General features: G+C 65.8%; 17 protein-coding genes. 10 read left to right on the top strand and 7 right to left on the bottom strand.

Going from position 1 to position 23,578, the window contains the following annotated elements:
* Window positions 1-13 precede the first annotated feature (13 nt).
* From recD to recC, 3 genes are read right to left on the bottom strand one after another with little or no spacing between them, the layout of a single operon-like run.
* Window positions 14-2,053, bottom strand: coding sequence for an exodeoxyribonuclease V subunit alpha (gene recD / locus AC13FW_RS05560; protein WP_482988456.1), 2,040 nt, complete (start codon window positions 2,051-2,053; stop codon window positions 14-16).
* A complete protein-coding gene (gene recB, locus AC13FW_RS05555; protein WP_482988455.1) occupies window positions 2,050-5,676 on the bottom strand; it encodes an exodeoxyribonuclease V subunit beta in 3,627 nt (1,208 codons plus the stop codon). Before recB ends, recD begins: the two co-directional genes overlap by 4 nt.
* Entirely contained in the window at window positions 5,673-9,035 is a 3,363-nt protein-coding gene (recC, locus tag AC13FW_RS05550; protein ID WP_482988454.1) for an exodeoxyribonuclease V subunit gamma, read from the bottom strand. The genes recB and recC overlap by 4 nt, the downstream gene beginning before the upstream one ends.
* Before the next feature lie 225 nt (window positions 9,036-9,260).
* Between recC and AC13FW_RS05545 the strand changes: the two genes are divergently transcribed.
* From AC13FW_RS05545 to AC13FW_RS05520, 6 genes are all read left to right on the top strand, one after another.
* Entirely contained in the window at window positions 9,261-10,058 is a 798-nt protein-coding gene (locus tag AC13FW_RS05545; protein WP_282267693.1) for an ABC transporter ATP-binding protein, read from the top strand.
* A 214-nt stretch (window positions 10,059-10,272) separates the two neighbouring features.
* Window positions 10,273-11,022 carry an MlaE family lipid ABC transporter permease subunit gene (locus AC13FW_RS05540; protein WP_282267696.1) on the top strand — a complete coding sequence of 250 codons (750 nt, stop codon included), beginning with the start codon at window positions 10,273-10,275 and terminating at the stop codon, window positions 11,020-11,022.
* A 109-nt stretch (window positions 11,023-11,131) separates the two neighbouring features.
* Complete coding sequence (gene mlaD, locus AC13FW_RS05535; RefSeq protein ID WP_296247276.1) at window positions 11,132-11,656, top strand: outer membrane lipid asymmetry maintenance protein MlaD; 525 nt, start codon at window positions 11,132-11,134, stop codon at window positions 11,654-11,656.
* Complete coding sequence (locus AC13FW_RS05530) at window positions 11,653-12,324, top strand: MlaC/ttg2D family ABC transporter substrate-binding protein (RefSeq protein ID WP_282267700.1); 672 nt, start codon at window positions 11,653-11,655, stop codon at window positions 12,322-12,324. The genes mlaD and AC13FW_RS05530 overlap by 4 nt, the downstream gene beginning before the upstream one ends.
* Entirely contained in the window at window positions 12,314-12,622 is a 309-nt protein-coding gene (locus AC13FW_RS05525; RefSeq protein ID WP_282267702.1) for an STAS domain-containing protein, read from the top strand. The genes AC13FW_RS05530 and AC13FW_RS05525 overlap by 11 nt, the downstream gene beginning before the upstream one ends.
* Window position 12,623: 1 nt before the next feature.
* Window positions 12,624-13,610 carry an MlaA family lipoprotein gene (locus tag AC13FW_RS05520; RefSeq protein ID WP_482988453.1) on the top strand — a complete coding sequence of 329 codons (987 nt, stop codon included), beginning with the start codon at window positions 12,624-12,626 and terminating at the stop codon, window positions 13,608-13,610.
* A 176-nt stretch (window positions 13,611-13,786) separates the two neighbouring features.
* Here AC13FW_RS05520 and AC13FW_RS05515 read toward each other — a convergent pair whose 3' ends face one another.
* Both AC13FW_RS05515 and AC13FW_RS05510 read right to left on the bottom strand, forming a co-directional pair.
* Window positions 13,787-14,332: a glutathione peroxidase gene (locus tag AC13FW_RS05515; protein ID WP_282267706.1), complete on the bottom strand. Its 546-nt coding sequence runs from the start codon at window positions 14,330-14,332 to the stop codon at window positions 13,787-13,789.
* 444 nt (window positions 14,333-14,776) lie between these two features.
* Window positions 14,777-16,315, bottom strand: a complete 1,539-nt coding sequence (locus AC13FW_RS05510) for a DNA recombination protein RmuC (protein WP_482988452.1) — start codon at window positions 16,313-16,315, stop codon at window positions 14,777-14,779.
* A gap of 120 nt (window positions 16,316-16,435) precedes the next feature.
* Here AC13FW_RS05510 and AC13FW_RS05505 point away from each other — a divergent pair, with 120 nt between their 5' ends.
* The 3 genes from AC13FW_RS05505 (at window position 16,436) to AC13FW_RS05495 (ending at window position 19,289) form a co-directional block, all read left to right on the top strand.
* Window positions 16,436-16,981: a nucleoside 2-deoxyribosyltransferase domain-containing protein gene (locus AC13FW_RS05505; protein WP_482988451.1), complete on the top strand. Its 546-nt coding sequence runs from the start codon at window positions 16,436-16,438 to the stop codon at window positions 16,979-16,981.
* Window positions 16,982-16,999: 18 nt separating this feature from the next.
* Entirely contained in the window at window positions 17,000-17,626 is a 627-nt protein-coding gene (gene leuE / locus AC13FW_RS05500; RefSeq protein ID WP_282270305.1) for a leucine efflux protein LeuE, read from the top strand.
* A 226-nt stretch (window positions 17,627-17,852) separates the two neighbouring features.
* The gene (locus tag AC13FW_RS05495; protein WP_482988450.1) at window positions 17,853-19,289 is read left to right on the top strand and encodes an amino acid permease; all 1,437 of its coding nucleotides are present in this window, start codon (window positions 17,853-17,855) and stop codon (window positions 19,287-19,289) included.
* Between the two features lie 302 nt (window positions 19,290-19,591).
* Here AC13FW_RS05495 and AC13FW_RS05490 read toward each other — a convergent pair whose 3' ends face one another.
* Window positions 19,592-20,833, bottom strand: coding sequence for a dipeptidase (locus AC13FW_RS05490; protein WP_482987714.1), 1,242 nt, complete (start codon window positions 20,831-20,833; stop codon window positions 19,592-19,594).
* 287 nt (window positions 20,834-21,120) lie between these two features.
* The gene (locus AC13FW_RS05485) at window positions 21,121-22,290 is read right to left on the bottom strand and encodes a class I SAM-dependent rRNA methyltransferase (protein WP_482988449.1); all 1,170 of its coding nucleotides are present in this window, start codon (window positions 22,288-22,290) and stop codon (window positions 21,121-21,123) included.
* Window positions 22,291-22,574: 284 nt separating this feature from the next.
* Between AC13FW_RS05485 and AC13FW_RS05480 the strand changes: the two genes are divergently transcribed.
* Entirely contained in the window at window positions 22,575-23,534 is a 960-nt protein-coding gene (locus tag AC13FW_RS05480) for a TerC family protein (protein ID WP_482988469.1), read from the top strand.
* Window positions 23,535-23,578: the final 44 nt, after the last annotated feature.

Genomic DNA, 23,578 nt, shown 5'->3' with positions numbered 1-23,578 from the left:
TCCACACTGGGGATCATAACGACCCGTTCAAACGTTGCGCCAAGCCTGACCAGCGACTGGCATGGCGGGCCAGCGCGGCTTCGATGACCTCGGCGCTGCCGGCCAGATGCAGGCCGTTACGGGTGCGGGTGATGCCGGTATAGAGCAGCTCGCGGCTGAGCACGCGGTTGTCGCGGCGTGGCAGCTGCAGCCAGACCTGGTCGAATTCCGAGCCCTGCGCCTTGTGCACGGTCATAGCAAACGCGCTTTCGTGCAGCGGCAAGGCCGCCGGGTGGAAGGCACGCGGGTTGGCGGGATCGTCGCCGGGGAACCAGGCACTGGTGCTGCGGCCGTCGCCATCACGCAGGCAGATGCCAACGTCGCCGTTGAACAGGCGGTGGCGGTAGCTGTTCTCACCAATGATCAGCAGGCGGCCGTGGAACCAGCCAGGGCCCAGCGCGCGGCCACGCGTGCCGGCCAGCAGGTCTTCGATGCGGGCGTTGAGTCCGCGCGCGCCCTGCGGGCCTTCGCGTACGGCGGTGAGCAGGCGCATGCGCCCGGCCAGGGCCAGCGCGTCGGCCGGCGTGGGCGCATCGGCCAGTGCCTGCCAGTACTGCTGCAGCGGCTCGCGCCAGGCCTGCAGTGGATCAATGTCGCCTTCGTGGAAGTGCACGCCGGTCAGTTCAGCGTCGCGCAGCAGCTGCAGCGTCTGCACTGCGTCGCCATCGCGCATGGCGCTGGCCAGTGGTGCCAGCTGCAGGGCTTCACTTTGCCGGTAGCCGCGTTGCAGCTGCACGCGGGCGCCGGCGAAGTCGGCAGATCTGGTTTCGATCGCATCGGTCGGCAGTTCGCCCAGCAACGGACGCAGCGCGTCGGCGTCCGTTGCGGTCGTGCGTTGGCCGTCGCCGGCGGCACGCAGGATGGCGCTGAGCACGTCGCCCGCTTCCACCGACGGCAGCTGATCGGGATCGCCGAGCAGCACCAGGCGGGTGCCGGCGGCAATGGCTTCGACCAGCTTGGTCATCAATGGCAGGTCGATCATCGAGGCTTCGTCGACCACGATGACGTCATAGGGCAATGGGTTGTCGGCGTGGTGGCGGAAGCGCGGCGAATCCGGGATCACGCCGAGCAGGCGGTGCAAGGTGGTGCCGGTGCTTGGCAGTTGTTCGCACAGGGCGCTGTCGATGCCTTCCACCGAGAGCTTCTGCAGCGCGTGACGCAGGCTTTCGGCCATGCGCTCGGCGGCGCGGCCGGTTGGCGCTGCCAGGGCGACACGCGGTGCTGGTTGGTTCGTGGCCTGCGCCTGTGCGGCCAGCAGCACCAGCAGGCGGGTGATGGTGGTGGTCTTGCCGGTGCCGGGGCCGCCGGTGACCAGCAGCAGGTTGTGGCGCAGGGCGGTGGCTGCGGCTCTTGCTTGGTGGTCTGGAGTCCTACCCTCATCCGCCCTGCGGGCATCCCCGCCTTCGCGGGGACAGGCCCTTTGATCTCCCGCAAGCGGGAGAAGGAAGAGGTCCGGCTGCGCTGAGGTCTGTGGGTCTTGCGGCGCTGCACGCTTCTGGCCCCCTCTCCCTCCGGGAGAGGGCTGGGGTGAGGGTGCGCCTAACAGATCTGTTTGCGGTGCAACGGCTTGCCCCGGAAATAGGCAAGCAAACACCCCCGCCAACCCAGCCACATCACCAGCAGCAACCGGCGCCTGCCCGATCCGCTGCAGACCCGCCGCCAAGCGGCGCTCGTACTCGCGGTACCGGCGCAGATACAGCAGCCCGTTCTCCCACACCAAGGGCGCCTGCTGCGACTCCACGCTGCTATCCACAGCTGTGGATATCCACTTCGACGCCTCCAGCTGCGCAATCCACGCTTCGGCAGTCGGCCATTCCACACCGGCATCCACCAGACGTTGCGGCTGGGTCGGATCAAAACCCGCATGCCCCTGTGATACCGCCAGCGATGCCAAGGCCGAAGCAGCCAGCACCGCGTCCGGAGTCTCCGTATCCAGCCGCCGCAGGCTTTGCGCCAGGGCATGATCCAGCGCGCGCAGCGCGCCGGCTTTGTTCAATGCGGCCAGCAGGCTCATGCCTCGCCTCCCAGTCGTGCCAACAACGCCGCATGGCCATCACGGCCACCGGCAAACAATTCATCCACCGCATGCACCAGCTCCGGGGCGAAGTTGTGCGCGTACAGGCCCGGCGACTGCGGACGGGTTGCATCCAGTCCGCGACAGAACAAATAGCGGATGCCACCGAAGTCACGCGCGTAGTCGTAGCCAGCACCAATGCGGAAGCGCAGCCAGCGATGCAGGGCCACGGTGTAGATCAGCGCCTGCAGGTCGTACTCGCTGTGGCGCATGGCCGCATCCAGCTGCGCCGGGGCGTAATCGGGCAGTCGGTTGGATTTGTAATCCAGCACATACCAGCGCCCATCGCGGACGTAGGTAAGGTCGATCTTGCCGGTCATCAGCCCTTCCAGCTGCCGGCGCAGGCCAAAGCCATTGCGGCCGCGCACAACCCCGTGGGCATGCAGCACGCGCAGCAGTGCCGGCACCGTGGTTGGCTGCATGGCGAAATGGAACTCGATTTCGGCGCGGCGCTCACCTTCGTCCAGCGAATGCAGGGCACCGCCTTCGGGCAGGGTGACGGTCAGGGTCTGGCCGATCAGCTCGGTCAGCAACGCCACGCCGTCTTCGATCTCTTCGTCGATGTAGCCATCTGCACGCATTGCTTTTTCGATGATCTCGGCCTGGCCATCCGGTGCGGCCAGGCCGGGCTGCCAGTCGCGCCAGACGCCGAAGTCGACGTTCTCCAGCGCCGCATGCAGCACGTTACCGAAGCGGCTGCCGGCGAAGCGCGGATCGAACACTTCCGCCAGTGCCACGGTGGCTTCCGTAGGCGACTCGGCATCGACGTCGACCTGCGCCGGTTCGTCAGCGGCGCCACCGCTGTCTTCAGTGGCGGCGGCGGCAGTGTCGTGGCCGCCTTCGGCATGGGCGAGCTGGGTGAAGCTGTAGACCCACCAGTCGTGCGGCACGCTGCGGCGCACCTCGCGTACCGGCGGCAAGGCCTGTTCGCGCTCGGGCGGCAGGCGCGTCGGCACCGGGCCGCTGTCGTCTTCGATCACCTGGATGTCGGCATGCTCGGGCAGGCCCTGCAACATCGGCCCGAGCCGCGAGGCGGCCAGGCCAGTCAAGGCACCGCCACTTATCCACAAGGCATGCTCGGCGCGGGTCAGGCCGACGTACAGCAGGCGCGCGGTTTCGGCCTCCTCATCGGCGTTGACCTGCTGGCCCACGGCCTTCCACTCGGGATCTTCCTTGTCGATCTTCCAGTGCAGCACGCGCTGTTCGCCGTCGTGCACGGTGCGGTGGTTGCTGCTGTCCGGCGCATTGGTGGCGATGCCGACGAAGGGCAGGTAGACCAGCGGGTATTCCAGGCCCTTGCTCTTGTGCAGGGTGATGATCTGCACGCGGCGGGCATCCGATTCCAGCCGCAGCAGCTGCGCTTCGTCGCCTTCGTCGGCGTGGGCGATCTGCGTCTGCAGCCAGTCCAGCAGGCCGTGCAGGCCGATGCTGCGGTTGCTGGCTTCCTGCAGGGCTTCGGCCAGCTGCAGGTAGTTGGTGAGGCGGCGCTCACCGTCGATCAACAGCAACAGGCGTTCGGCCTGTTCGGCGCACAGGTCCGATAGCAGGGCCAGCACGCCGCCACGCTGCCAGCGCTCGCGCCATTGCAGCAGGCGTTCCTGGTGCAGGCGCTGTTGTTCGCCTTCGTGTTCCATCGCGGCGATGGCTGCTGCGCTTTCGCCCAGCAGCACCGTCGCCAGCGCGGCACGCAGGCGGCCTTCGTCGGCCGGTTGCAGCAGGGCCAGCAACAGCAGGCGCAGTTCGTGCGCCTCGGCGCTGGCGAACAGGCTCTGCTTGCCAGCAGCGACCGCTGGGATGCCGAGCGCGGCCAAGGCCTGCTGCACGCGTGAAGCTTCCTTGTGCGAACGCACCAGCACGGCGATATCGCCCGGCTGCACTGGCTTGCCATCGACCAGTGCGCGTTCTTCGCGGGCGGCGCTGAGCACCTTGTGGATATCTGCCACGCAGGCAGCGGTGGCGGCGTCGCGCGAGGCATCGGCCTTCAAGGGTTTACCGTCGGCGTCGCCTGCGATCAGCTGCAGGGTCAATGCTGGTGCCGGCTTGCCATCGAACAGATAGTCGGCGTCGCTGCGCTTGCTGCCCGGCAAGACCGGTTCGAACTGGATGCGCTCGTCGAGGAAGGCCTCGGCACCGGCGTTGTCGTACAGCGCCTGGATCGCACGCAGCACGCCGGGCCGTGAGCGGAAGTTGCGATCCAACGCCGGTGCGGCTTCTGCCAGTGCCTTGGCCTGCAGATAGGTATGCACGTCACCGCCACGGAAGCCGTAGATGGCCTGCTTGGGGTCGCCGATCAGGAACAGCGCGGCATCGCCATCATCGGCTGCGAACACACGGCGGAAGATGTCCCACTGGCGCGGGTCGGTGTCCTGGAACTCGTCGACCAGGGCGAAGCGGTACTGCGCGCGCAGGCGTTCGGCCAGGTGTGCACCGTGCGGGCTATGCAAGGCATTGGCGACGTTGTCGATCAGGTCGTCGTAAGTCTGCTGGCGACGCAGCTGCTTGAGCTGGGCAAGCCGCTGACGAACCTCGTTGCGCAACTGGTGCAACAACACGATCGACTGCTGGCGCTGCCACTGCGTCACCTGTGCCAAGGCCTGCAGGTAATCGGCGATCAGCGGCTGCAGCGGCGATTGCGGGGTGCTGCCGGCCTTGGCCTTGTTGGTCTTGGCAGTGAGCACGTCCAGCGTCAGTCGCTCAAGACGTTCGTCCAGTTCGGCAGTCGGATCGGGGTGGCGGCTCCACTGCAGCAGTTGCTGGAACAGCGGTTCGATCCAGTCCGACTTGTAGCTGGACTTGTTGAGGATGCCGCCTTCCACCGCGCCACGCAGCTGCTGCAGATAGGTGTCGCCATGCTCGGCGATGCCAGCAGCAAGACGCTGCGCAGCGGCGTCGCGGAACGGGCGTGTGTCTTCGATCAGGGTCTGCGGTGGCTGTGGATAAAGTGGCAGCTCGGCAGCCAACGCAGGCAGGTCCCGGGCCAGTGCATCCGGACTTTTCCACAGGCCGAGCAGCGCTTCCAGATGCTCGCCCTGCCCTGCATGCAGCCGCCACAGGTCGGCGGCCAGTTCGGCGTGCAGTTCGCGGGTATTGGCCAACAGCTCGGGCGCGGCGAAGGTGTGGCCGCTTTCGAGGGCGTATTCGCCCAGAACGCGGGTGCAGAAGCCGTGGATGGTGAAGATCGAGGCCAGGTCGGTTTCTTCGGCGGCAATGCGCAGGCGCCGGCCCAGTTGTGCGGCACTTTCCGCACCCTGCTGCAGGTGGCGCTGCAGGATGTCGCGGGTGAGCGTGGTTTCCGGGCTGTCCTTGTCGTCTGGCGTGCTGTCGACCACACGTGCAGCCAGTTCCAGGCGTTCACGGATGCGCTTGCGCAGTTCCTGGGTTGCCGCGTCGGTGAAGGTCACCGCCAGGATCTGGCCCATGCGCAGGCCCTGCTCCACCACCAGACGGGTGAACAGCGTGGCCAGGGTGAAGGTCTTGCCGGTGCCGGCGCTGGCCTCGATCAGGCGCAGGCCGTCCAACGGCAGGTGCAGGTACGGGTCCTGCTGCAGCGCTTCGGTGCTCATGCGCCGGCTCCATTCATGACATCGTTTTCAGCGTCGAAATCGGGCAACACGCGGCCCTCGCGCAGCGCGGTAAATATCAACAAGGCGTTGTGGATAAATCTGTGAGTAGTGTTTGGCGATGCGAACGGATCGGTGCCGCGCAAGGCCAATTGCAGGGCTTCGCCGTTGCGCTCGCCCCAGCTGTGTTCGCTGCCGAACCAGCGCGCCTGCGCCGCGTTTTCGCGCTTGTCCTCATCGGCGTTGTAGATCTCCCAGCCAGTGTAGGGAGCGAACAACAGCGGCGCCTGCATTCCCTCGGAACGCAGGCGCAGCAAGGCTTTCAGGGCTGTTTGTGCGGCTTCCGGAGACAGCTCCGGCAAGCGGTGCGGGCCATGGCCAGCCTGCCCGTCGTCGTGGAACTGCAGCATCGATGACGGCACACCGGCAGCGTTCACCAACAGCCAATCCAGGCCACCGCGCAACACATAGGCCACCCCTGGCGCACCCGCCTGCAGGCGGATCAGGCCCTGTGGATGAATTTGATCGACACGCCCATGCAGGCGCACGCCATCAAGCTGAACTTCGTAGCGTTGCGAGGCCAGCGGCTGGCCGTCGTACCACTGCGAAAACGTTTCCGCGCAGGGCCGGATGCGGCTGAGCATGCGCTCGAACTGCTGCCGCCCAAGCGCACCGGAAGGCAATAAAGCCCGGGCACGCAGGCGCTGGTACAGGCCGGCTTCGCGGCCTTCCAGCAGGGCACTAAGTACGTGTTGCTGCAAGGACGAATGCAGGCGGCCACCACTGGGCACCAGCAGCGGCTCGATGTCTTCGCTGTCGTCGATGTCACCGGCCAGACGCAGGCCCAGGCGCTGGTTCAGGAACTGCCCGGCAGGGTCACTGATGAATCGGCGCAGGGTATCCAGCGAAAGAGTGTCGTCATTGAGTGCGGTGGGCAGCGGTGCGTTCAGCGGGCCGTCAAACCACGGCGCCAAGCGCTGTCGGCTGCCGCCCACCGCGTTGGCGGCCGGGTGCCACTGGCGCCGGTAACTGAAACGGCGCGGCTCGCCATCGCCGCCAAATGACGCCGGCGCGAATGGCTGCAACGGATGCCGCACCACCAGTTGCTTGCGCGTGGCAGCGCTGTCCTGGTGATACGCCGATGCCGCGTTGACCAGTTCGCTGACCAGCACCGAGGGTTCGCGCACGCTGCCATCGCGGGCATCGGCACCGAGGTAGCTCAGGTAGAACACGTCCTGGGCGGAGGCGAACAACTGCAGGAACAGGAAGCGGTCGTCCTCGCGCAGCGAGCGGTCGCCATAGCGGCGACGCTCGGTGCCCAGCTCGGCGGTGAGCCGACTCAGGCCGGCGGCCGGGTCGCGGCGCGGGAAATCACCGTCGTTCAAGCCCAGCACGCAGATCACACGGAACGGCAGCAAGCGCATCGGCACCATGCGGCCGAAGCTGATGCCGCCGGTGAGCAGCGGCGCACGGGTATCGGCTTCGGACAGCACCGAGGCGAAGTGCGCGCGCACGACTTCGGCCGGCACCGGCGCGTCGAAACCGGCGCTGGTGGCTTCTTCGGCAAACTCGTTGACCAGTTTGCGCAGACGCTCCAGTGCGCGCACGGCGGAGGCTTCGGTCGGGGTTTCCGGCAACAACGCCAGCAACAAGCCGAGCAGGCGCTCACGCCATTGCTTGGGCGTCAGTGCCTCGGCCAGGGTCTTCTGGTGGCGGGCGAGAACACGCAGCAGGCGGATCAGCGCATCCAGTGCAGCCAGGCCGCCGCCTTCCAGTTCCGGCCACGGCGCGACCCCGGCGATGTCCTCATCACTGCCGCTGGCATGGCCGAGCAGCAGCCGGTCCAACGCGAACTGCCAGGTGTAGGCATCGTCGGCCGGGGCCTGGTGCTGCTTGCGGTGGCCAGCATCCAGACCCCAGCGCGCACCCGCAGCCTGCAGCCAACCGTGCAGGCGTTCGAATGCAGCCGCGTCCAGACCGGAGGCGGACGCCAGCGGCGCGCTGGCCAGCAGGTCGAGGATTTCATTGAGGCCGAAGCGCGATACCGGCAGGCCCAGCAACTGCACGAACACCTCGGCCAGCGGCTCACCCTGCAGCGGACTGGCATCGGCCAGCGCCCACGGAATATGCGCATCGTTGCCGCCACGGCCGCCGAACACCGATTCCAGGTAGGGCACGTAGGGATCGATATCCGGCGCCAGCACCGCGATCTCGCGCGGCTGCAGTGGCGGGTCGAAGCGCGGGTCTTCCAGCAGCGCGCGCAGCTGGTCGTGCAGCACCTGCATTTCGCGCAGGCGGGTGTGGCAGGCGTGGATCTGGATGCTGGGGTCGTCCACCCGCAGCGCTTCGCGCAACGGTGACGAGGGCAGCGCGCGGCGGTGGAACAGGTCGGCCTGCAGGCGGTGCAGCAGGCTGTCACCAAGCCCGCCGTCATCCAGACCGGGCACGGCAATGCTTTCCGGGTCGACGTAGGCGGCGATTTCGCCGCTGGGATGCACCACTTCGTAATCGCCCAGCACCGCCATGAAGTCACGGCCGGCCTCGCCCCAGGCCTGCAGCAGCGGGTTCTCGCCGGCCTCGGTGCCGAATGGCTCGGCCAGGCCGCTGCGCAGCTTTTCCTTCAGCGTCTGCAGATCGCCCCAGTAAGAACGGGTCGGGGTCGGCATATAGAAGTGCAGCGTGCCGACCCGCGCCTGGGTGGCGATCACCCGCAACACGTCCGGCGAGACATTGAGCGTGGCGAAAGCGAACAGGCGTTGCGGCAGCCCCTGCGGCAAAGGCTGGTGCTCGCCTTCGAAACGGGCGAGGTAATCGTTGATGCGGCGTGCGCGGTAGTTCTGGCCACCGGCGATATGCCGCCACAGGATGGCCTGCGGGTCGTCCGGCTCGGCACCGTCCTCCCAGCGCAACAGCCAGTCGCGGCGCCAGGCCTGGTACTTCTCGAATACCCCGCCGAGCTCGGCGGCCAGCGCCCACGGGCGCAGCGGGTCGTTGCGGTCAAGGTAGGCACGCAGCCCGGCCATCGCCGGTTTCTGCATCAAACTGCTGTCGGTCAAGGCCCCATACAGACGCCAGTGCAGGCCGGTAGCACCAAGGTCATCGCGCTCACCCGGCACATTGGCCTTCAGCGCCTTGGCGACGAACTCGCCGGGCGTCAGGAATTCCAGATTGGCGGAGACGCCGTACTCGGCGGCCAGGGTCGACTGCAGCCAGCGGCGCATCGCCACCTGCGGGATCAGCACGATATCGGCGGCCAGCAAGGACTGGCCGGGCGCCGGCTCGCGCAATGCGTGGGCCAGCAACTGGGCCAGCACGTCCAGGGCATTGGAGTGGTACAGGCGGAAATCGGGGGCATTGCTCATCGCGCCATCTTGCCGCAGCAGCATCGCAGGGGGCGAGACATGAATGCATTGCGCACAATCCGGACCGGCTGACTCTCCCATCCCCTGCACACTGTGTTGCTGCCAACGCCTCAAGCTGTGCATGGCACTGTGCGCTGACAATGAGACAATACTGGACGGTCCAGTACGCTTATGTTCAGGCGCTGCTGGCAATCCTAGAACGTTGGTTTTCCGTTAAAGGTCGTCATGCCCTCAGCCCGGACTCCCTTGGTGCAGTTGTCCAACGTGCGAATCGATCGCGGCGGACGCACCATCCTGCGCGATGTTTCGCTGCAGGTACCGCGTGGCAGCATCACCGCGGTGCTCGGTCCTTCGGGCAGCGGCAAGTCGACCATGTTGGCGGCGCTGACCGGCGAGTTGCGGCCGGTATCCGGCACCGTGCAGCTGTTTGGTCAGGATATTCCGCACGGCAACCGTGACCTGCTGGAGATGCGCAAGAACGTCGGCGTGCTGCTGCAGGGCAACGGCCTGCTGACCGACCTGAGCGTGGCCGACAACGTGGCGCTGCCGCTGCGTGCGCATACCAAGCTGCCCGAGCCGGTGCTGCGCCGCCTGGTGCAGATGAAGCTGCATGCGGTTGGCCTGCTGGCTGCTGCCGATGCCTGGCCGCGCGAGCTCTCCGGCGGCATGGCGCGTCGCGTGGCGCTGGCCCGTGCATTGGCCCTGGACCCGCCATTGATGATCTACGACGAGCCGCTGACCGGGCTGGACCCGATCGCCTCGGGCGTGATCATGAGCCTGATCCAGCGTTTGAACGACAGCCTCGGCCTGACCAGCATCATCGTCAGCCACCATGTGCATGAAACCCTGCCGATCAGCGATCAGGCCGTGGTGATCGCCAATGGCGGCATCGTGTTCTCCGGCACACCGGACGAACTGCAGGCCAGCACCGACCCGCTGGTGCGGCAGTTCCTGCACGGGCAGCCAGACGGCCCGATCCCGTTCGATGCGCCGACACGCAACTACGGGCTGGAGAACGCGTGATGACGACGCTGCGCGAAATGCGTGATTCCTGCCCCCTCTCCCGCATGGCGGGAGAGGGCTGGGGTGAGGGCGCTTTTAAAGCACGTAGAGCAAAAGCTCCCCTCATCCGCCCTTCGGGCACCCCCGCCTTCGCGGGGGCAGGCCCTTCGTTCTCCCGCACGCGGGAGAAGGACGTGTCGTCCAGCGTGATCAGCGCTTCTGGAGCAGTTTCCTGATGCCCTTCACCTCCTCCATCCGCTCGCTGGGCCGTGCCGGGCTGTTCTCGCTGACGGTGCTGCGTGGCTCGCTGCCGACGCGTGACTTCCTGGCCGAACTGACCCGTGAGATCTACAAGATCGGTGCGCGTTCGCTGCCGATCATCGCCGTTGGCGGCGCCTTCGTCGGCCTGGTGCTGACCCTGCAGGGTTACCGCACGCTGACCACCTTTGGTGCCTCCGATGCGCTGTCCACCCTGCTCGGCCTGTCGCTGTACCGCGAGCTGGCGCCGGTGCTGACCGCACTGCTGTTCATCGGCCGTGCCGGCAGCTCGATCGCCGCCGAGCTCGGCCTGATGCGTGCCACCGACCAGATCAAGGCACTGGAGCTGATGGCCATCGACCCGATCGCCAAGGCGGTCGCGCCGCGCTTCTGGGCGGCGGTGCTGACCGTGCCGTTGCTGACCGGCATCTTCTGTTCGCTGGCCATTGCTGGCGGCTATTTCGAGGCCGTGCATGTGCTGGGCCAGGACAACGGCACCTTCTGGTCGGGGCTGCGCGGCAGCGTCGACTTCTGGGACGACTTCGCCGTGGCCCTGCTCAAGTCGGCGATCTTCGGCGGTACCGCGGCACTGGTGGCGGCGTATGTCGGCTTCCACGCCGAGCCGACCATCGAAGGCACCTCGGTGGCCACCACCCGTGCGGTGGTGAACGCCTCATTGCTGGTGCTGATGTTCAACTTCGTGCTGTCGGCGCTGCTGTTCCAATGATGCGAGTCGCTCGCAAGAGCCTGCACATCCACGTGCGGGAACCAAACAAAGAATCGAACAACCCGCTTCGCCTGGCGAAGCACCAGATGGATCAGGAGTGAGACACAACATGGCCATCCGTGGACCCAGACTCGAATTTTCCGTCGGCGCCTTCCTGCTGCTGGCCCTGGCCTCGCTGCTGGTGCTGGCCGTCGCCTCCACCAACCAGCGCTTCGGCACCGGCGGTGGCGGCTATGAACTGAAGGCCCGTTTCAGCCAGATCGGCCAGCTGCGCAAGCAGGCGCCAGTGAAGGTTGGCGGCGTGACCATCGGCCAAGTAGCTGACATTCAGCTGGACCCGATTAAATACGATTCCATCGTGACCCTGTCGCTGGACAGCAAGTTCAAGGACCTGCCTGCCGACACCTCGGCCGGCATCTTCACCAGCGGCCTGTTGGGCGAAAGCTATATCGGCCTGCAGCCAGGTGGTGATCCGGACGTATTGAAGTCCGGTGATGAAATCGTCTTCACCCAGCCGGCGGTAGACCTGCTGCAGCTGGTTGGCAAATACATGTTCAGCGGCGGCGGCAATGCCGGCGCTGCTGCAAACGAAACCCCCGGCGCAGACGCGCCCGCTACGGAACCGCAACCATGAAAGTGAAACTGCTTACCGTCGTGCTCGCCTCTGCCCTGCTGGCCGCCGCACCGTCGGTCACGCTGGCGCAGGCACGCCCGGCCGCCACTGCCGCGCAGCCCTCGGCCGCCGCCCGCACCGTGCTGGACTCCAGCACCCGCATCATCAATTCGCTGCAGACGCGTCGCGCTGAGTTCCGCGCCAATCCGGCAACGCTGCGCAGCTATATCGATGGCGAGCTGAGCCGCGCCTTCGACCGCGACTACGCCGCCCGCCTGGTGCTGGGCGTGCACGGCCGCGGAGCCGCCGATGCCGACGTCAAGCTGTTCGCCGATGCGATGGCCGACAACCTGATGTCGCGTTACGGTTCGGCCCTGCTCGATATCCAGGGCAAGCCCAGCTTCCGCTACAAGAGCGAGCAGCCCTTGCCGGGCAACCGCGGCGTCAAGGTCTCCACCGAGCTGGTGCGTGCCGGCAGCGAGCCGACCCCGGTCGAATACCTGATGCGCAATGTCGATGGCCAGTGGAAGATCTTCGACGTGATGATCGAAGGTATCTCCTACGTGCAGACCTTCAAGAACCAGTTCGACGCGCCGCTGCGACAGAAGTCGATCAAGCAGGTCGCCACCGAACTGCGCAGCGGCAGCATGCAGGCCAATGCGGGTCCGGCCGCTCCCCGTGGCAAATAACGCCACCTTCCGCACCGAGGGCGACACCCTGCTGCTGGCAGGCGTGATCAACCGCGAAGCGGTGGTTGCACTGTGGCCGCAGCTGACGCGGGCGCTGGCGCCTGTGCGTCAGCTCGACCTGGCGGCGGTTGAAGCCATCGACAGCGCCGGGCTGGCATTGCTGGGTGAACTGGCCGCAGGTCTGCGGGCCCACGGTGGCGGCAACGTCAGCGGCAGCCCGGCGGGTCTGGACGAACTGCGTGCAGCCTACCGGCTGTCACCGTCCCTCGATTTCAACGCCTCCTCGGCAGGAAGCTGACATGAAACTTTTCCGCACCCTCCTCCTCCTGCTCAGCGTGGCGATGCTTGCTGCCTGTGCTGGCAAGCCAGCGCGCGATGCACTGCCAGCGTCCACCGTGGTTGCACCGCAGGCCGCTGAGCAAACCGTCGACGCTGCAGCCGTCCCCGTGCAGGATGCCGCTGGCACGGCCACGGCCGACGGCACGCAGGGCACCGCAACTGCCAGCGACGACACCACGCCGACCGGGGCCGAAGACGACTTCGCTGCACTGTATGGCGGCCCGGCCCCCAGCGCTGAAGGCGAGACTGCCGGGGCCGCTGCAAGCGTGACCTACGACCCGTGGGAGAAGTACAACCGCGGCGTGCACCGCTTCAACAATGCGGTCGACCGCGGCGTTGCGCGCCCGCTGGCCACGGCATACACCAATGTCGTGCCGCAGTTCGCGCGTACTGGCGTCAGCAACTTCTTCAGCAACCTGCGCTCACCGCTGACCATGGTCAACCAGTTGCTGCAGGGCCACGCCGATGACGCCTGGGACACGCTGGGCCGCTTCCTGATGAACTCCACCTTCGGTATTGGTGGTCTGTTCGATCCGGCCAGCAAGGCAATGGTGCCCAAGCGCAGCGAAGACTTCGGTCAGACCCTGGGCACGTGGGGCTGGCGTCGTTCGCGTTACGTGGAGCTGCCGTTCTTCGGCCCGCGCACCGTGCGTGATGTGTTCGGCCTGGCTGGTGACATCCCGTTGTCGCCGATGCGCCAGATCGAGATGGACAAGGTCCGCATCGGCCTGCAGGGCCTGCAGCTGGTGGACATGCGTGCACAGCTGATGGCGGTGGATTCGCTGCGTGACACTGCGGTGGACGAATACGCATTGACCCGCGATGCCTGGCTGCAACGCCGCAACTACCAGATCGAGAAGGACCTGCGCCGCGACCGCAAGCATCAGGACGACGACCAGACCACGATTCCGGTCGACGCAATGCCGATGCCGAACTGGGGCGACTGATCCTGGTTGCTGCTGGCCAACAAAAAGCCCGGGGAAACCCGGGCTTTTTGCTTAGCTTTTTGTAGGAGCGGCGTAAGCCGCGAAGCTGATGGATCAACAGATCGCGGTTGGAACCGGTTGCCAAGCAATTCCAGCTTCGCGGCTTATGCCGCTCCCACAACACAGCGTTGGCTGGTTTACGCGGCCAACGCTGCATCGATGGCCTTGCGCAGGCCTTCGTCATCGGCAGTGGTGTCCGGGGCGAAGCGGGCGACGACGGTGCCGTCCTTGCCGACCAGGAACTTCTCGAAGTTCCACAGCACGGCCGGGGCCGGGTTGGCCTCGATGCCGAAACCGACCAGCTTCTCGCGCATCGGGCCTTCGCCGATGGCGACCGGCTGGGCAGCGGTCAGCTGCTGGTACAGCGGGTGGATGTCGGCACCGGCGACGCTGATCTTGGAGAACATCGGGAAGCTGATGTCATAGGTGAGCGCGCAGAACTGCTTGATCTCGTCTTCGCTGCCCGGCTCCTGGCCGTTGAAGTTGTTGGCCGGGAAACCCAGCACTTCAAGGCCGGCGTCCTTCTTTTCGCGGTAGAGCTTTTCCAGGCCTTCGTACTGCGGGGTGAGGCCGCACTTGGAAGCCGTGTTGACCAGCAGCAACACCTTGCCACGGTAGTCGGCCAGCGAAGTCGGGGCACCGTCGATGGTGGTCAGCGCGGTGTCGTATACGGAAGCGGTCATGCGGTTGCCTGCTGTGGGATTGGGGAGCACGCAATCATAAGCGGCGCGGGTGGCGCTGGCACGACAGTCGTGCTGCAACACTGTGGTGCCGAGCCATGCTCGGCTGGCTAGCTGTTGGTAGTGCCGAGCCATGCTCGGCTGGGGCGTTACCGCTGGAGCCTCTTGCCGAGCATGGCTCGGCACTACATGGGTGTTGCCTGCATCCTGTTGTGGGAGCGGCGTAAGCCGCGAAGTCGGTGCTGCATCAGCCTGCGAAGAGCCAAGCCCTCCCCAAACCCTCCCCTTGCCTGCGGCAAAGGGAGGGAGCAAAACCGGCGTTGCCCGCACTTAGTGGGAGCGGCGTGAGCCGCGAAGCTGGTACTGCAGCAACATGCGAAGAGCCAACCCCTCCCCAACCCTCCCCTTGCCTGCGGCAAAGGGAGGGAGCAGAAGCTGCGCTCGACGCTACGCTGTCGGGCTTTCGTCTTCGGCCTCGTCGGCGTCATCGTCTGTACCCAGCATTGCCTGCGAGGCATCGCTGGACAGTGACTCCACACCACGCAGCTTGCGCTCGATGGTGCGGGTCTTGCGGCTGGCGTCGCCCAGGCTCTTGCCGACGGTGTTGATCTGCTTCTCGGCCTTTTCGAGGATGCCGGCGAACTTGCCGAACTCGCTCTTGACCGCGCCCAGCAGACTCCACACTTCCGACGAGCGCTGCTCAATGGCCAGGGTACGGAAGCCCATCTGCAGGCTGTTCAACAGCGCCGTCACCGTGGTCGGGCCGGCGATCACCACGCGGTGCTCGCGCTGCAGGGCATCCACCAGCCCGGCGCGGCGGATCACCTCGGCATACAGGCCTTCGGTCGGCAGGAACATCACCGCGAAGTCGGTGCTGTGCGGCGGCACGATGTACTTCTCGCTGATCGACTTGGCCTGGATGCGGATCGCGCGCTCCAGCTGGTTGCCGCTGTTGCGCACCGCCTCCGCATCGCCGGCTTCCTGTGCGTCGAGCAGGCGTTCGTAGTCTTCGCGCGGGAACTTGGAATCGATCGGCAGCCAGACCGGCGACTCGGCATCGCCACGGCCGGGCAGGCGCACCGCGAAGTCGACCATCTCGCCGCTGTCGGCGCGCAGCTTCACCCCGCGTGTGTACTGCTCGGCGGTCAGGGTCTGCTCGAGGATGTTGTCCAGCTGCACTTCGCCCCAGCCGCCGCGGTTCTTGACGTTGCTCAGCACGCGCTTGAGGTCACCAACGCCGGTCGCCAGCTGCTGCATTTCGCCGAGCCCACGCTGCACCTGCTCCAGTCGTTCGGAGACCAGCTTGAACGAGGAATCCAGGCGCGTATTGAGGGTGCTCTGCAGCTTCTCGTCGACGGTCTGGCGCATCATTTCGAGCTTGGCGGCGTTGTCGCCCTGCAGGTCCTTCAATCGTGCTTCCAGGGTCTGCCGCATCTCGGTAATGCGCTGCTCGTTGCGCTGGGTCAGTTCGCCCAGCTTCTGGTTCAGTGTCTCACCGAAACGCAGCTGGACCTGCGCGCCTTCCTCACGGCCCTTGCGGGTTTCCTCGACCAGGCTTTGCTGCAGGCCGGCCAGCTGGCGGGCGAAGGCTTCCATGCGCGCTTCCTGCTGCTGGCCGAACACGTCGAGTTGGCCGCGCACATCCTGCAGGCGCGTGCCCAGCAACTGCGCCAGCAGCTGCTGGGCGTTGGCGGTCTCTTCGCGGCCCTTGCGGGCGTCGTCATTGAGGCTGTCACGCAACAGGTCCAGGCGCTGGTCGGTGCGGGTGGACAGGTCGGTGAGGTTGCGGCCGAAGCCATCGATGCGGATGTCCTGCTGCCGCGCCATGGTTTCCAGTTGTTCGCGCAGTTCGCCGCGGCCGCTGCGCTGTTCTTCGCGCAAGGTGCTTTCCAGCGCGGTGTTGTCATTACGGCGCAGCAACAGCAGCAGCTGCAGCACGAGGACGACGACCAGCAGGCCGCCAAGGATCAGGGTTTCGGTTTGCATGGGGAGAAGTGTAGCCCTGCCCGTCTCAGAAGCTGATCCTGCAAGCAGCCGACCGCTGGCGAAAACAGCCATCGGCGCCTATCTGCGATCATGTGCACCCCCACCCGCCGTAGCCCCACCATGAAGTTGCCCTCCCTGCTGTTGTCGAGCCTGTTGTGCCTGCTGCCGATGGCCGCCCTGGCCAGCGACTCGCAGACCATCACCTCGCCCCACGCCCTGCCCGCCAATGACGCGCGGCCCAAGGTGTTCCTGGCTGGCAGCATCGAGATGGGTAAGGCCGGTGATTGGCAGCAGCAGGTGCAGGCCGCGCTGGCCGACCAGGGCGTACTGATGCTCAATCCACGCCGCGCCGACTGGAACCCGGCCTGGCGTGCCGAGGCGGATGAACCCGAGTTCCGCCGTCAGGTGGAGTGGGAGCTGGCCGCACTGGAACAGGCCGACATCGTGCTGATGTACTTCGCCCCCGGCACCCAGAGCCCGATCACCCTGCTCGAATTCGGCCTGTATGCGCGCTCGGGCAAGCTGCTGGTTGCGGCACCAGCGGGTTATTGGCGCAAGGGCAACCTGGACATCACCGGTGACCGCTACGGTGTGCTGCGTTTTGATGACCTGCAAGCGTTGATCGACGCGGTGAAGCAGCGCATCGCCACGCAGCGCGCGCGCTGATCCCCACGGAGAACCACCATGCCGTGGATGGGTATCAACGACCTGGGTACCTTCGTGGTGGCCGTGATCCTGTTCCTGATGTTGCCGGGCCCGGGCACCTTCACCCTGCTCACCGCCACCGCGCGCGGCGGCGTGCGTGCCGGTTACGCCACCTTGGCCGGGCTGATGCTGGGCGACCAGATCCTGATCGCCATCGCCGCCACCGGTGTGGCCGCGCTGCTGCAGGCCCATCCGATGCTGTTCGCCGCGCTGCGCTACGTCGGCGCAGCCTACCTGATCTGGGTCGGCATCAACCTGCTGCGTGAACCGGCAGCCGCCGCTGGCGAGGCTGCGCCGGTACAGCACGGGCGACGCTGGTTCCGCCAGGCCTTGCTGGTCGGCGTGCTGAATCCCAAGGCGATCCTGTTCTACATGGCCTTCTTCCCGCTATTCATCGACCCGGTACGGCAGCGCGGTGCGCTGACCCTGGCGACGATGGCGGTGCTGATCGCCCTCCTCAGCATCGGCTGGTGCTCGGTGCTGATCTTCGGCGGCCAGTTCATCGCCCGTCGCCTGGCCGGCTATCCGCGTGTTGGCGTGTGGCTGCGACGCGGGGTTGGCGTCTGCCTGGTGGTGTTCGGGCTGCGGCTTGGCATAGCCGAGTGACGCTGCTGCAAGGCCGCGGCTGACCGCCAGCAGGCCACCACAGCGGCGTAAGCTCGTTTGGCGGGGCCGCAGCCCGGCCTGGATCGATGGTTTTTATGCCGAATTCGGCACGTTGACATCCATTCGCGGTAAAAGCGCGCCAAATGACGGGTTTTTCTAGCTTTGCTGCACTGCGTTACGCCAAACTCGGCCGCTTCCCCGAACCACCACGAACCGTGAGGTCCGCATGCAATCCTGGCTCCGGCGCAAGCCCATCGACCAACTCACCGAACACGAAGAAGGCCGTCGGCTTATTCCAACGCTGAGCTGGCCCCATCTGGTCGCGCTTGGCATCGGCGCCATCGTCGGCACCGGCATCTACACGCTGATCGGCGTGGGTGCGGACAAGGCCGGCCCTGCGGTGCTGCTGTCCTTCATCATCGCCGGCACCATCTGCGCCTGTGCGGCGCTGGCCTATGCCGAACTGTCGACGATGATGCCGGCCGCCGGCAGCGCCTATACCTACAGCTACAGCGCACTGGGCGAGACCATCGCCTGGGTGGTTGGCTGGAGCCTGATCCTGGAGTACTCGCTGGTGGTCAGCACGGTGGCGGTCGGCTGGTCCGGCTACTTCGTCGGCTTCCTGGAATGGCTGCACACCTCGTTCGGCTGGAACGTGGCCTTGCCGCAGGCCCTTGCTGCCGGTCCGCATGTTGAAGGCGGCTTCCTCAACGTACCGGCCATCGTCATCACCTTCCTGGTCGCCGGCATGCTGATGGTCGGTACCAAGGAGAGCGCCACCCTCAACGCCGTGCTGGTGGTGTTCAAGCTGATCGCGCTGGCGGTGTTCGTCGCGGTTGCGCTGCCGGCCTTCGACAGCGCCAACCTGCAGCCGTTCATGCCGTATGGCTTCCCCAAGTCGATCAGCGCCGATGGCGTCGAGCGCGGGGTGATGGCGGCAGCAGCAATCATCTTCTTCGCCTTCTACGGTTTCGATGCGATCTCCACCGCGGCCGAGGAAACCAAGAACCCCAAGCGTGACCTGTCGATCGGCATCATCGGTTCCATGGTCGGCTGCACCATCATCTACCTGCTGGTGGCGCTGGCCGCCGTCGGTGCGATGAGCTACACCGTGTTCGGCAAGAGCGCCGAGCCGCTGGCGCTGATCATGCGCGAACTCGGCCATGGCACCGCCGCGCTGGTGATCGGCATCGTCGCCATCATCGCGCTGCCGACCGTGCTGCTGGCGTTCTTCTACGGCCAGAGCCGCATCTTCTTCGTGATGTCGCGTGACGGCCTGCTGCCGCGTGGCCTGTCCAAGGTCAACCAGCGCACCGGTACGCCGGTGGTCATCACCCTGTTCACCGCGGTACTGGTGGCTGCGCTGGCCGGTGTGGCGCGCCTGGATGAAATCGCCGCGCTGGCCAATGCCGGCACCCTGGCGGCGTTCACCGCGGTCGGCCTGTGCCTGCTGGTGCTGCGCAAGCGCGAGCCCAACCGTCCGCGTACCTTCCGCACGCCGCTGGCGTGGGTGGTGGGGCCGCTGGCGATCGGCGGCTGCATCTACCTGTTCATCAGCCTGCCGATGCGTACCCAGTTATGGTTCCTGGCGTGGAACGTGTTTGGTTTGCTGGTCTATGCCGTATACAGCCGCCGCAATGCGGTGCTGGGGCGTAGCAAGTAATCCACAGGTTGTTGTGGATAAGGCGAAAAGCGGGCTTCGGCCCGCTTTTTGTTTTTGGGGAGTTGTTGGTTCTGCTTGAAGAGCACCCCTCCCCAGCCCTCCCCTTGCCTGCGGCAAAGGGAGGGAGCCGCTCTGCCCCCTCCCTTGCGCGTAGCGCAGGGGAGGGTTGGGGAGGGGTGCTTCTGCTTTAAGGCTTTGAAGCTCCCCCACCTGTGGACAACCCACTTATCCCCAACAACGTGTGGATAAAAGCAAAGCGGGCCTGAGCCCGCTTCGTCATTCCACGTATCAACAGCGCGCGATCAAGACTTCTTCTGCGCCGCCGCGTAGTCCTGCGCCTGGCGCATCACCCGCAGCACGTTGCCGCTCCAGATGTTGCCGATCTGCGCGTCGGTCAAACCACGGCGCTGCATCCAGGCGGTGATCTTGGGCAGGTCAGCCGCGTCTTCCATGCCGGTCACGCCGCCGCCGCCGTCCCAATCCATGCCGATGCCAACGTGATCCGGGCCGACCACGTCGAGCATGTGGCCGAAGTGCTGGAAGAAATCATCCAGCGTGGCCTTGCGCCGCGGGTATTTCTGGTCGAGCTCGGCCATTGCCTTGCGCAGTTCCACGCCCTTGGCCATGGTCATGTTCTCCCAGCCGCCGAGGCGCTTTTCCAGTTCCTCCTCGGCCTGCTTGCGCTCGGCGCTCTTGGTTTCATCCACCAGGTAACCGCCGTAGGCATTGGCCTGGATCACGCCGCCTTTGGCCGCCAGTTGGCGCAGGCGCGCGTCGTCCAGGTTGCGCGGATGGTTGAACACCGCCTTGGCCGAGCTATGCGAGAGGATGAAGGGCACCGGCATCATCTCGATCAGGTTGTCGAACACCGCATCCGAAGCGTGCGACTGGTCGATCACGATGCCCAGCTTCACCGCCTCGTTGACCAGCGCCTTGCCAGCCGGGCTCAGGCCATTCCATTCGGCGCCCTTGGGATCGGTGGCCGAATCGGCGAACTCGTTGTTGGCGAAGTGCACCGTCGACATCAGCCGCAGGCCAGCCTTGTAGTAGTAGCTCAGCAAGGTCGGGTCGGCGACCAGCGGGCTGCCGTTCTCCATGCTGATGTAGACCACGCGCTTGCCGGCGGCCTTGATCCTTGCAGCATCGTCAGCCGTCAGTGCCAGCTGGAACTTGTCCGGGTTGGCGGCCAGCATTTCGTGGATTTCCTGCATGCGCTGCAGGCCGTGGTCGCGCTCGGCGATATGCGCGGCCGGGCTGCGATCGCCCTGGTCGGTATAGATGGCGAAGAAGCCGCCATCCAGCGCGCCCTCGACCATGCGCGGGTAGTCCACCTGCGACAGCGCATTGTGGTCGTGGCGCTGCATGATGTTGAAGTCGGCACGACCGAAGTTGGCCGGCGTATCCAGATGCGAGTCCAGGGTCAGCAGCTTGTGCTGCAAGGCGCTGGCCTTGCTCAGCTCGGCCTGGCTGAACTCCACCGCCGAAGCTGCCAGTGGAACGCACAACGACAGGGATACCAGCAGGGACAGGGGACGCAGCGTCATGAGGCCTCACCGTGAAGGGAAAGGCCAGACCTTAGCGCCCAAGCGGAGCTGCGGGCCAGTGACTGACGGCATGGAGCGGTTTTTTGTAGAGCCGAGCCATGCTCGGCTGGAGCTTTACCGGGAAAGCCCCTGCCGAGCATGGCTCGGCACTACCTGTGCCGAGCCTTCCCTTTCGCGCAGCGAAGGGGGTGAAGAAGGCCTGCTTGCGCGCCATTGGCGCGCGGCCTGATGAACGACCGAAGGCTGCGCCTTCGGGCCGGACGGGTTGGGGAGGGGTCGCTTTCGCCTCAGTCCAGCACGCGGCAGAACACCGCCTTGAGGTAACGCGATTCCTGCACGTGCGCCATGAACGGGTGGTCCGGGCCAGCGCCGGCTACCTTCAGGATCTGGATGGTGCGGCCCGAGAAATAGGCGGCACGGCGCAGCATGTCGAGGAACTGGTCCTCGGCCACCAGGCCGGTGCAGGAGAAGGTGGCAAACAGACCGCCGGGCTTGACCACGCCCAAGGCCAGCTTGTTCATGTCCAGGTACTTCTTCAACGCGGTGATGACCTGGTCGCGGTCGCGGGTCATCTTGGCCGGGTCCAGGATCACCACGTCGTACTGGTCGCCACGGTTGGCCGCATCACGCAGCCACGGGAAGATGTCGGCCTGCACGAACTTGGGCTTGGCGTTGTTCAAACGCGCATTGCCCTTGGCGATCTGGATCACGTCCTGGTCGATGTCCACGCCCAGTACCTCGGCCGCACCGCGCGCTGCGGCGTACACCGCGAAGCCACCGGTGTTGCAGCACAGGTCGAGCACGGTCTTGCCTTCGACCTGTTGGCTCAGCCACTCACGGTTCTCGCGCTGGTCGGCGAAGAAACCGGTCTTGTGCGCGCCGGCCGGGTCAGCGCGGAACTTGATGCCGTACTCGGTGATCACTGCCGGTTCGGTGGTGGTGTTGCCGTGGAAGTCGAAGCTTTCCTGCTTCTGCACGTGCTCGTCGGCGAAGCTGTGGAAGCGGCAGCCCGGGAACAGGTCGCGCAGTGCCTCGTAGATCCATTCGCGGTGACGGAACATGCCAGCGGCGAAGAACTCCACCACCAGCAGGTCGTCATAGCGGTCCACCACCAGGCCGGACAGGCCGTCGCCTTCGCTGTGGACAACGCGCCAGGCATTGGAGGTGGCGTCCAGCTTCAGCACATCGCGGCGCAGCGCCACGGCCTGCGCCAGCTTCTCCGCGAACCAGGCCTGGTCCACCGCTACGTCCGGGTTGGTTTCCAGGATGCGCACGGCGATGCGCGAGTGGCCGTTGTAGAAGCCGCGGCCAATCCACTCGCCGTCCACGCCGACCACATCGACGATGGTGCCGGACTTGGGCTTGACGGTCGGCTTCTCGACCAGTTTCTGGAAAATCCACGGGTGGCTGGAGCGCCACGCGTTCTTCAGGCGTACGACGGGGAGTGGGGTATTCATGGGCGCTATTGTAGCCGGGCGCCGCCCCCTGCCTGCAGCGTATTCATTGACTGTAATAGGCCCACACGGCACTATTCGCCCCAGAAGGGGAGTAGCTCCCAGACGTTGTCGCCGTCAATTCGAGCCGCAAGGCTCCGGTGCAACGGCAGTTCCGACCATCGGGACTGTGAGCAAGACCTTCGCCGCAACGGCGAAGCTCTGTCCCCGGTCTCCTTATTCCGTGTCCAGTTCTTGGCCTTTGTGGTTCCGAGATATCCCCGTTCACGACCGGAATTTTTCCAATGATGCAGACAATCGGTAATCCTTGGCTGTGGGGCGGCTTCATCGTCGTCGTCATCGCCGCGCTGTTGATCGACCTGGTGCTGATGCGCCACGGTGGCCCGCACAAGGTCACCTTCAAGGAGGCCATTTACTGGTCGCTGGGCTGGGTGGCACTGGCCTTGGCCTTCAATGCCGGCCTCTGGTACTACCTGCACGAGACCGCAGGCGCGGCCGTCGCCAATGAAGTGGGCCTGCAGTTCCTGACCGGCTACCTGATCGAGAAGGCGCTGGCGGTCGACAACATCTTCGTCTTCCTGCTGATCATGGGCTACTTCGCGGTGCCCGAGACCCAGCGCCAGCGCGTGCTGATCATCGGCATCCTGGGCGCGATCGTGCTGCGTACGATCATGATCTTCGCCGGTTCCGTGCTGGTTACCCAGTTCCATTGGCTGCTCTACGTGTTCGGCGCCTTCCTGCTCTACACCGGCTGGAAGATGTGGTTCGCCGCCAGCGAGGAACCCAGCCTGGACAACAACCCGGCGCTGAAGTTCATGCGCAAGCACCTGCGCATCACCCACGAGTACAACGGCAACAACCTGGTCACCGAAAAGGATGGCGTGCGCTGGTTCACCCCGATGTTCGTGGTGCTGATCCTGATCGCCGTCACCGACGTGATCTTCGCGGTGGACTCGATCCCGGCCATCTTCGCCATCACCACCGACCCGTTCATCGTGCTGACCTCGAACGTGTTCGCGGTGCTGGGCCTGCGCGCGATGTTCTTCCTGCTGGCCGGCATGGCAGACCGCTTCCACCTGTTGCCCTACGGCCTGGCCGTCATCCTGGCCTTCATCGGTACCAAGATGCTGCTGATCGACATCTTCAAGATCCCGGTCCCGGTATCGCTGGGTGTGGTTGCCGCGGTCCTGGTGGCCACGGTGATCCTGAGCCTGAAGATCCCGCCGAAGGGCGGCCACAAGGCCTGACGTCCGTGCCACCGGCGGGATTGTCCCGCCGGTGGCATGCCAGA

It is taken from the genome of Stenotrophomonas sp. 21LCFQ19 (assembly GCF_056861425.1).
The sequence above is the reverse complement of the archived record's forward strand: the minus strand, read 5'-3'. Positions and strand labels throughout refer to the sequence as shown.

Excerpts from the sequence above, each read along its gene's own strand:
- recD (WP_482988456.1), bottom strand. The coding sequence starts at position 2,053 with ATGAGCCTGCTGGCCGCATTGAACAAAGCCGGCGCGCTGCGCGCGCTG.
- AC13FW_RS05520 (WP_482988453.1), top strand. The coding sequence starts at position 12,624 with ATGAAACTTTTCCGCACCCTCCTCCTCCTGCTCAGCGTGGCGATGCTT.
- AC13FW_RS05490 (WP_482987714.1), bottom strand. The coding sequence starts at position 20,833 with ATGACGCTGCGTCCCCTGTCCCTGCTGGTATCCCTGTCGTTGTGCGTT.
- mlaD (WP_296247276.1), top strand. The coding sequence starts at position 11,132 with ATGGCCATCCGTGGACCCAGACTCGAATTTTCCGTCGGCGCCTTCCTG.
- AC13FW_RS05545 (WP_282267693.1), top strand. The coding sequence starts at position 9,261 with ATGCCCTCAGCCCGGACTCCCTTGGTGCAGTTGTCCAACGTGCGAATC.
- AC13FW_RS05485 (WP_482988449.1), bottom strand. The coding sequence starts at position 22,290 with ATGAATACCCCACTCCCCGTCGTACGCCTGAAGAACGCGTGGCGCTCC.
- AC13FW_RS05495 (WP_482988450.1), top strand. The coding sequence starts at position 17,853 with ATGCAATCCTGGCTCCGGCGCAAGCCCATCGACCAACTCACCGAACAC.
- leuE (WP_282270305.1), top strand. The coding sequence starts at position 17,000 with ATGCCGTGGATGGGTATCAACGACCTGGGTACCTTCGTGGTGGCCGTG.
- AC13FW_RS05515 (WP_282267706.1), bottom strand. The coding sequence starts at position 14,332 with ATGACCGCTTCCGTATACGACACCGCGCTGACCACCATCGACGGTGCC.
- AC13FW_RS05530 (WP_282267700.1), top strand. The coding sequence starts at position 11,653 with ATGAAAGTGAAACTGCTTACCGTCGTGCTCGCCTCTGCCCTGCTGGCC.
- AC13FW_RS05510 (WP_482988452.1), bottom strand. The coding sequence starts at position 16,315 with ATGCAAACCGAAACCCTGATCCTTGGCGGCCTGCTGGTCGTCGTCCTC.
- AC13FW_RS05480 (WP_482988469.1), top strand. The coding sequence starts at position 22,575 with ATGCAGACAATCGGTAATCCTTGGCTGTGGGGCGGCTTCATCGTCGTC.
- AC13FW_RS05505 (WP_482988451.1), top strand. The coding sequence starts at position 16,436 with ATGAAGTTGCCCTCCCTGCTGTTGTCGAGCCTGTTGTGCCTGCTGCCG.
- recB (WP_482988455.1), bottom strand. The coding sequence starts at position 5,676 with ATGAGCACCGAAGCGCTGCAGCAGGACCCGTACCTGCACCTGCCGTTG.
- AC13FW_RS05540 (WP_282267696.1), top strand. The coding sequence starts at position 10,273 with ATGCCCTTCACCTCCTCCATCCGCTCGCTGGGCCGTGCCGGGCTGTTC.
- recC (WP_482988454.1), bottom strand. The coding sequence starts at position 9,035 with ATGAGCAATGCCCCCGATTTCCGCCTGTACCACTCCAATGCCCTGGAC.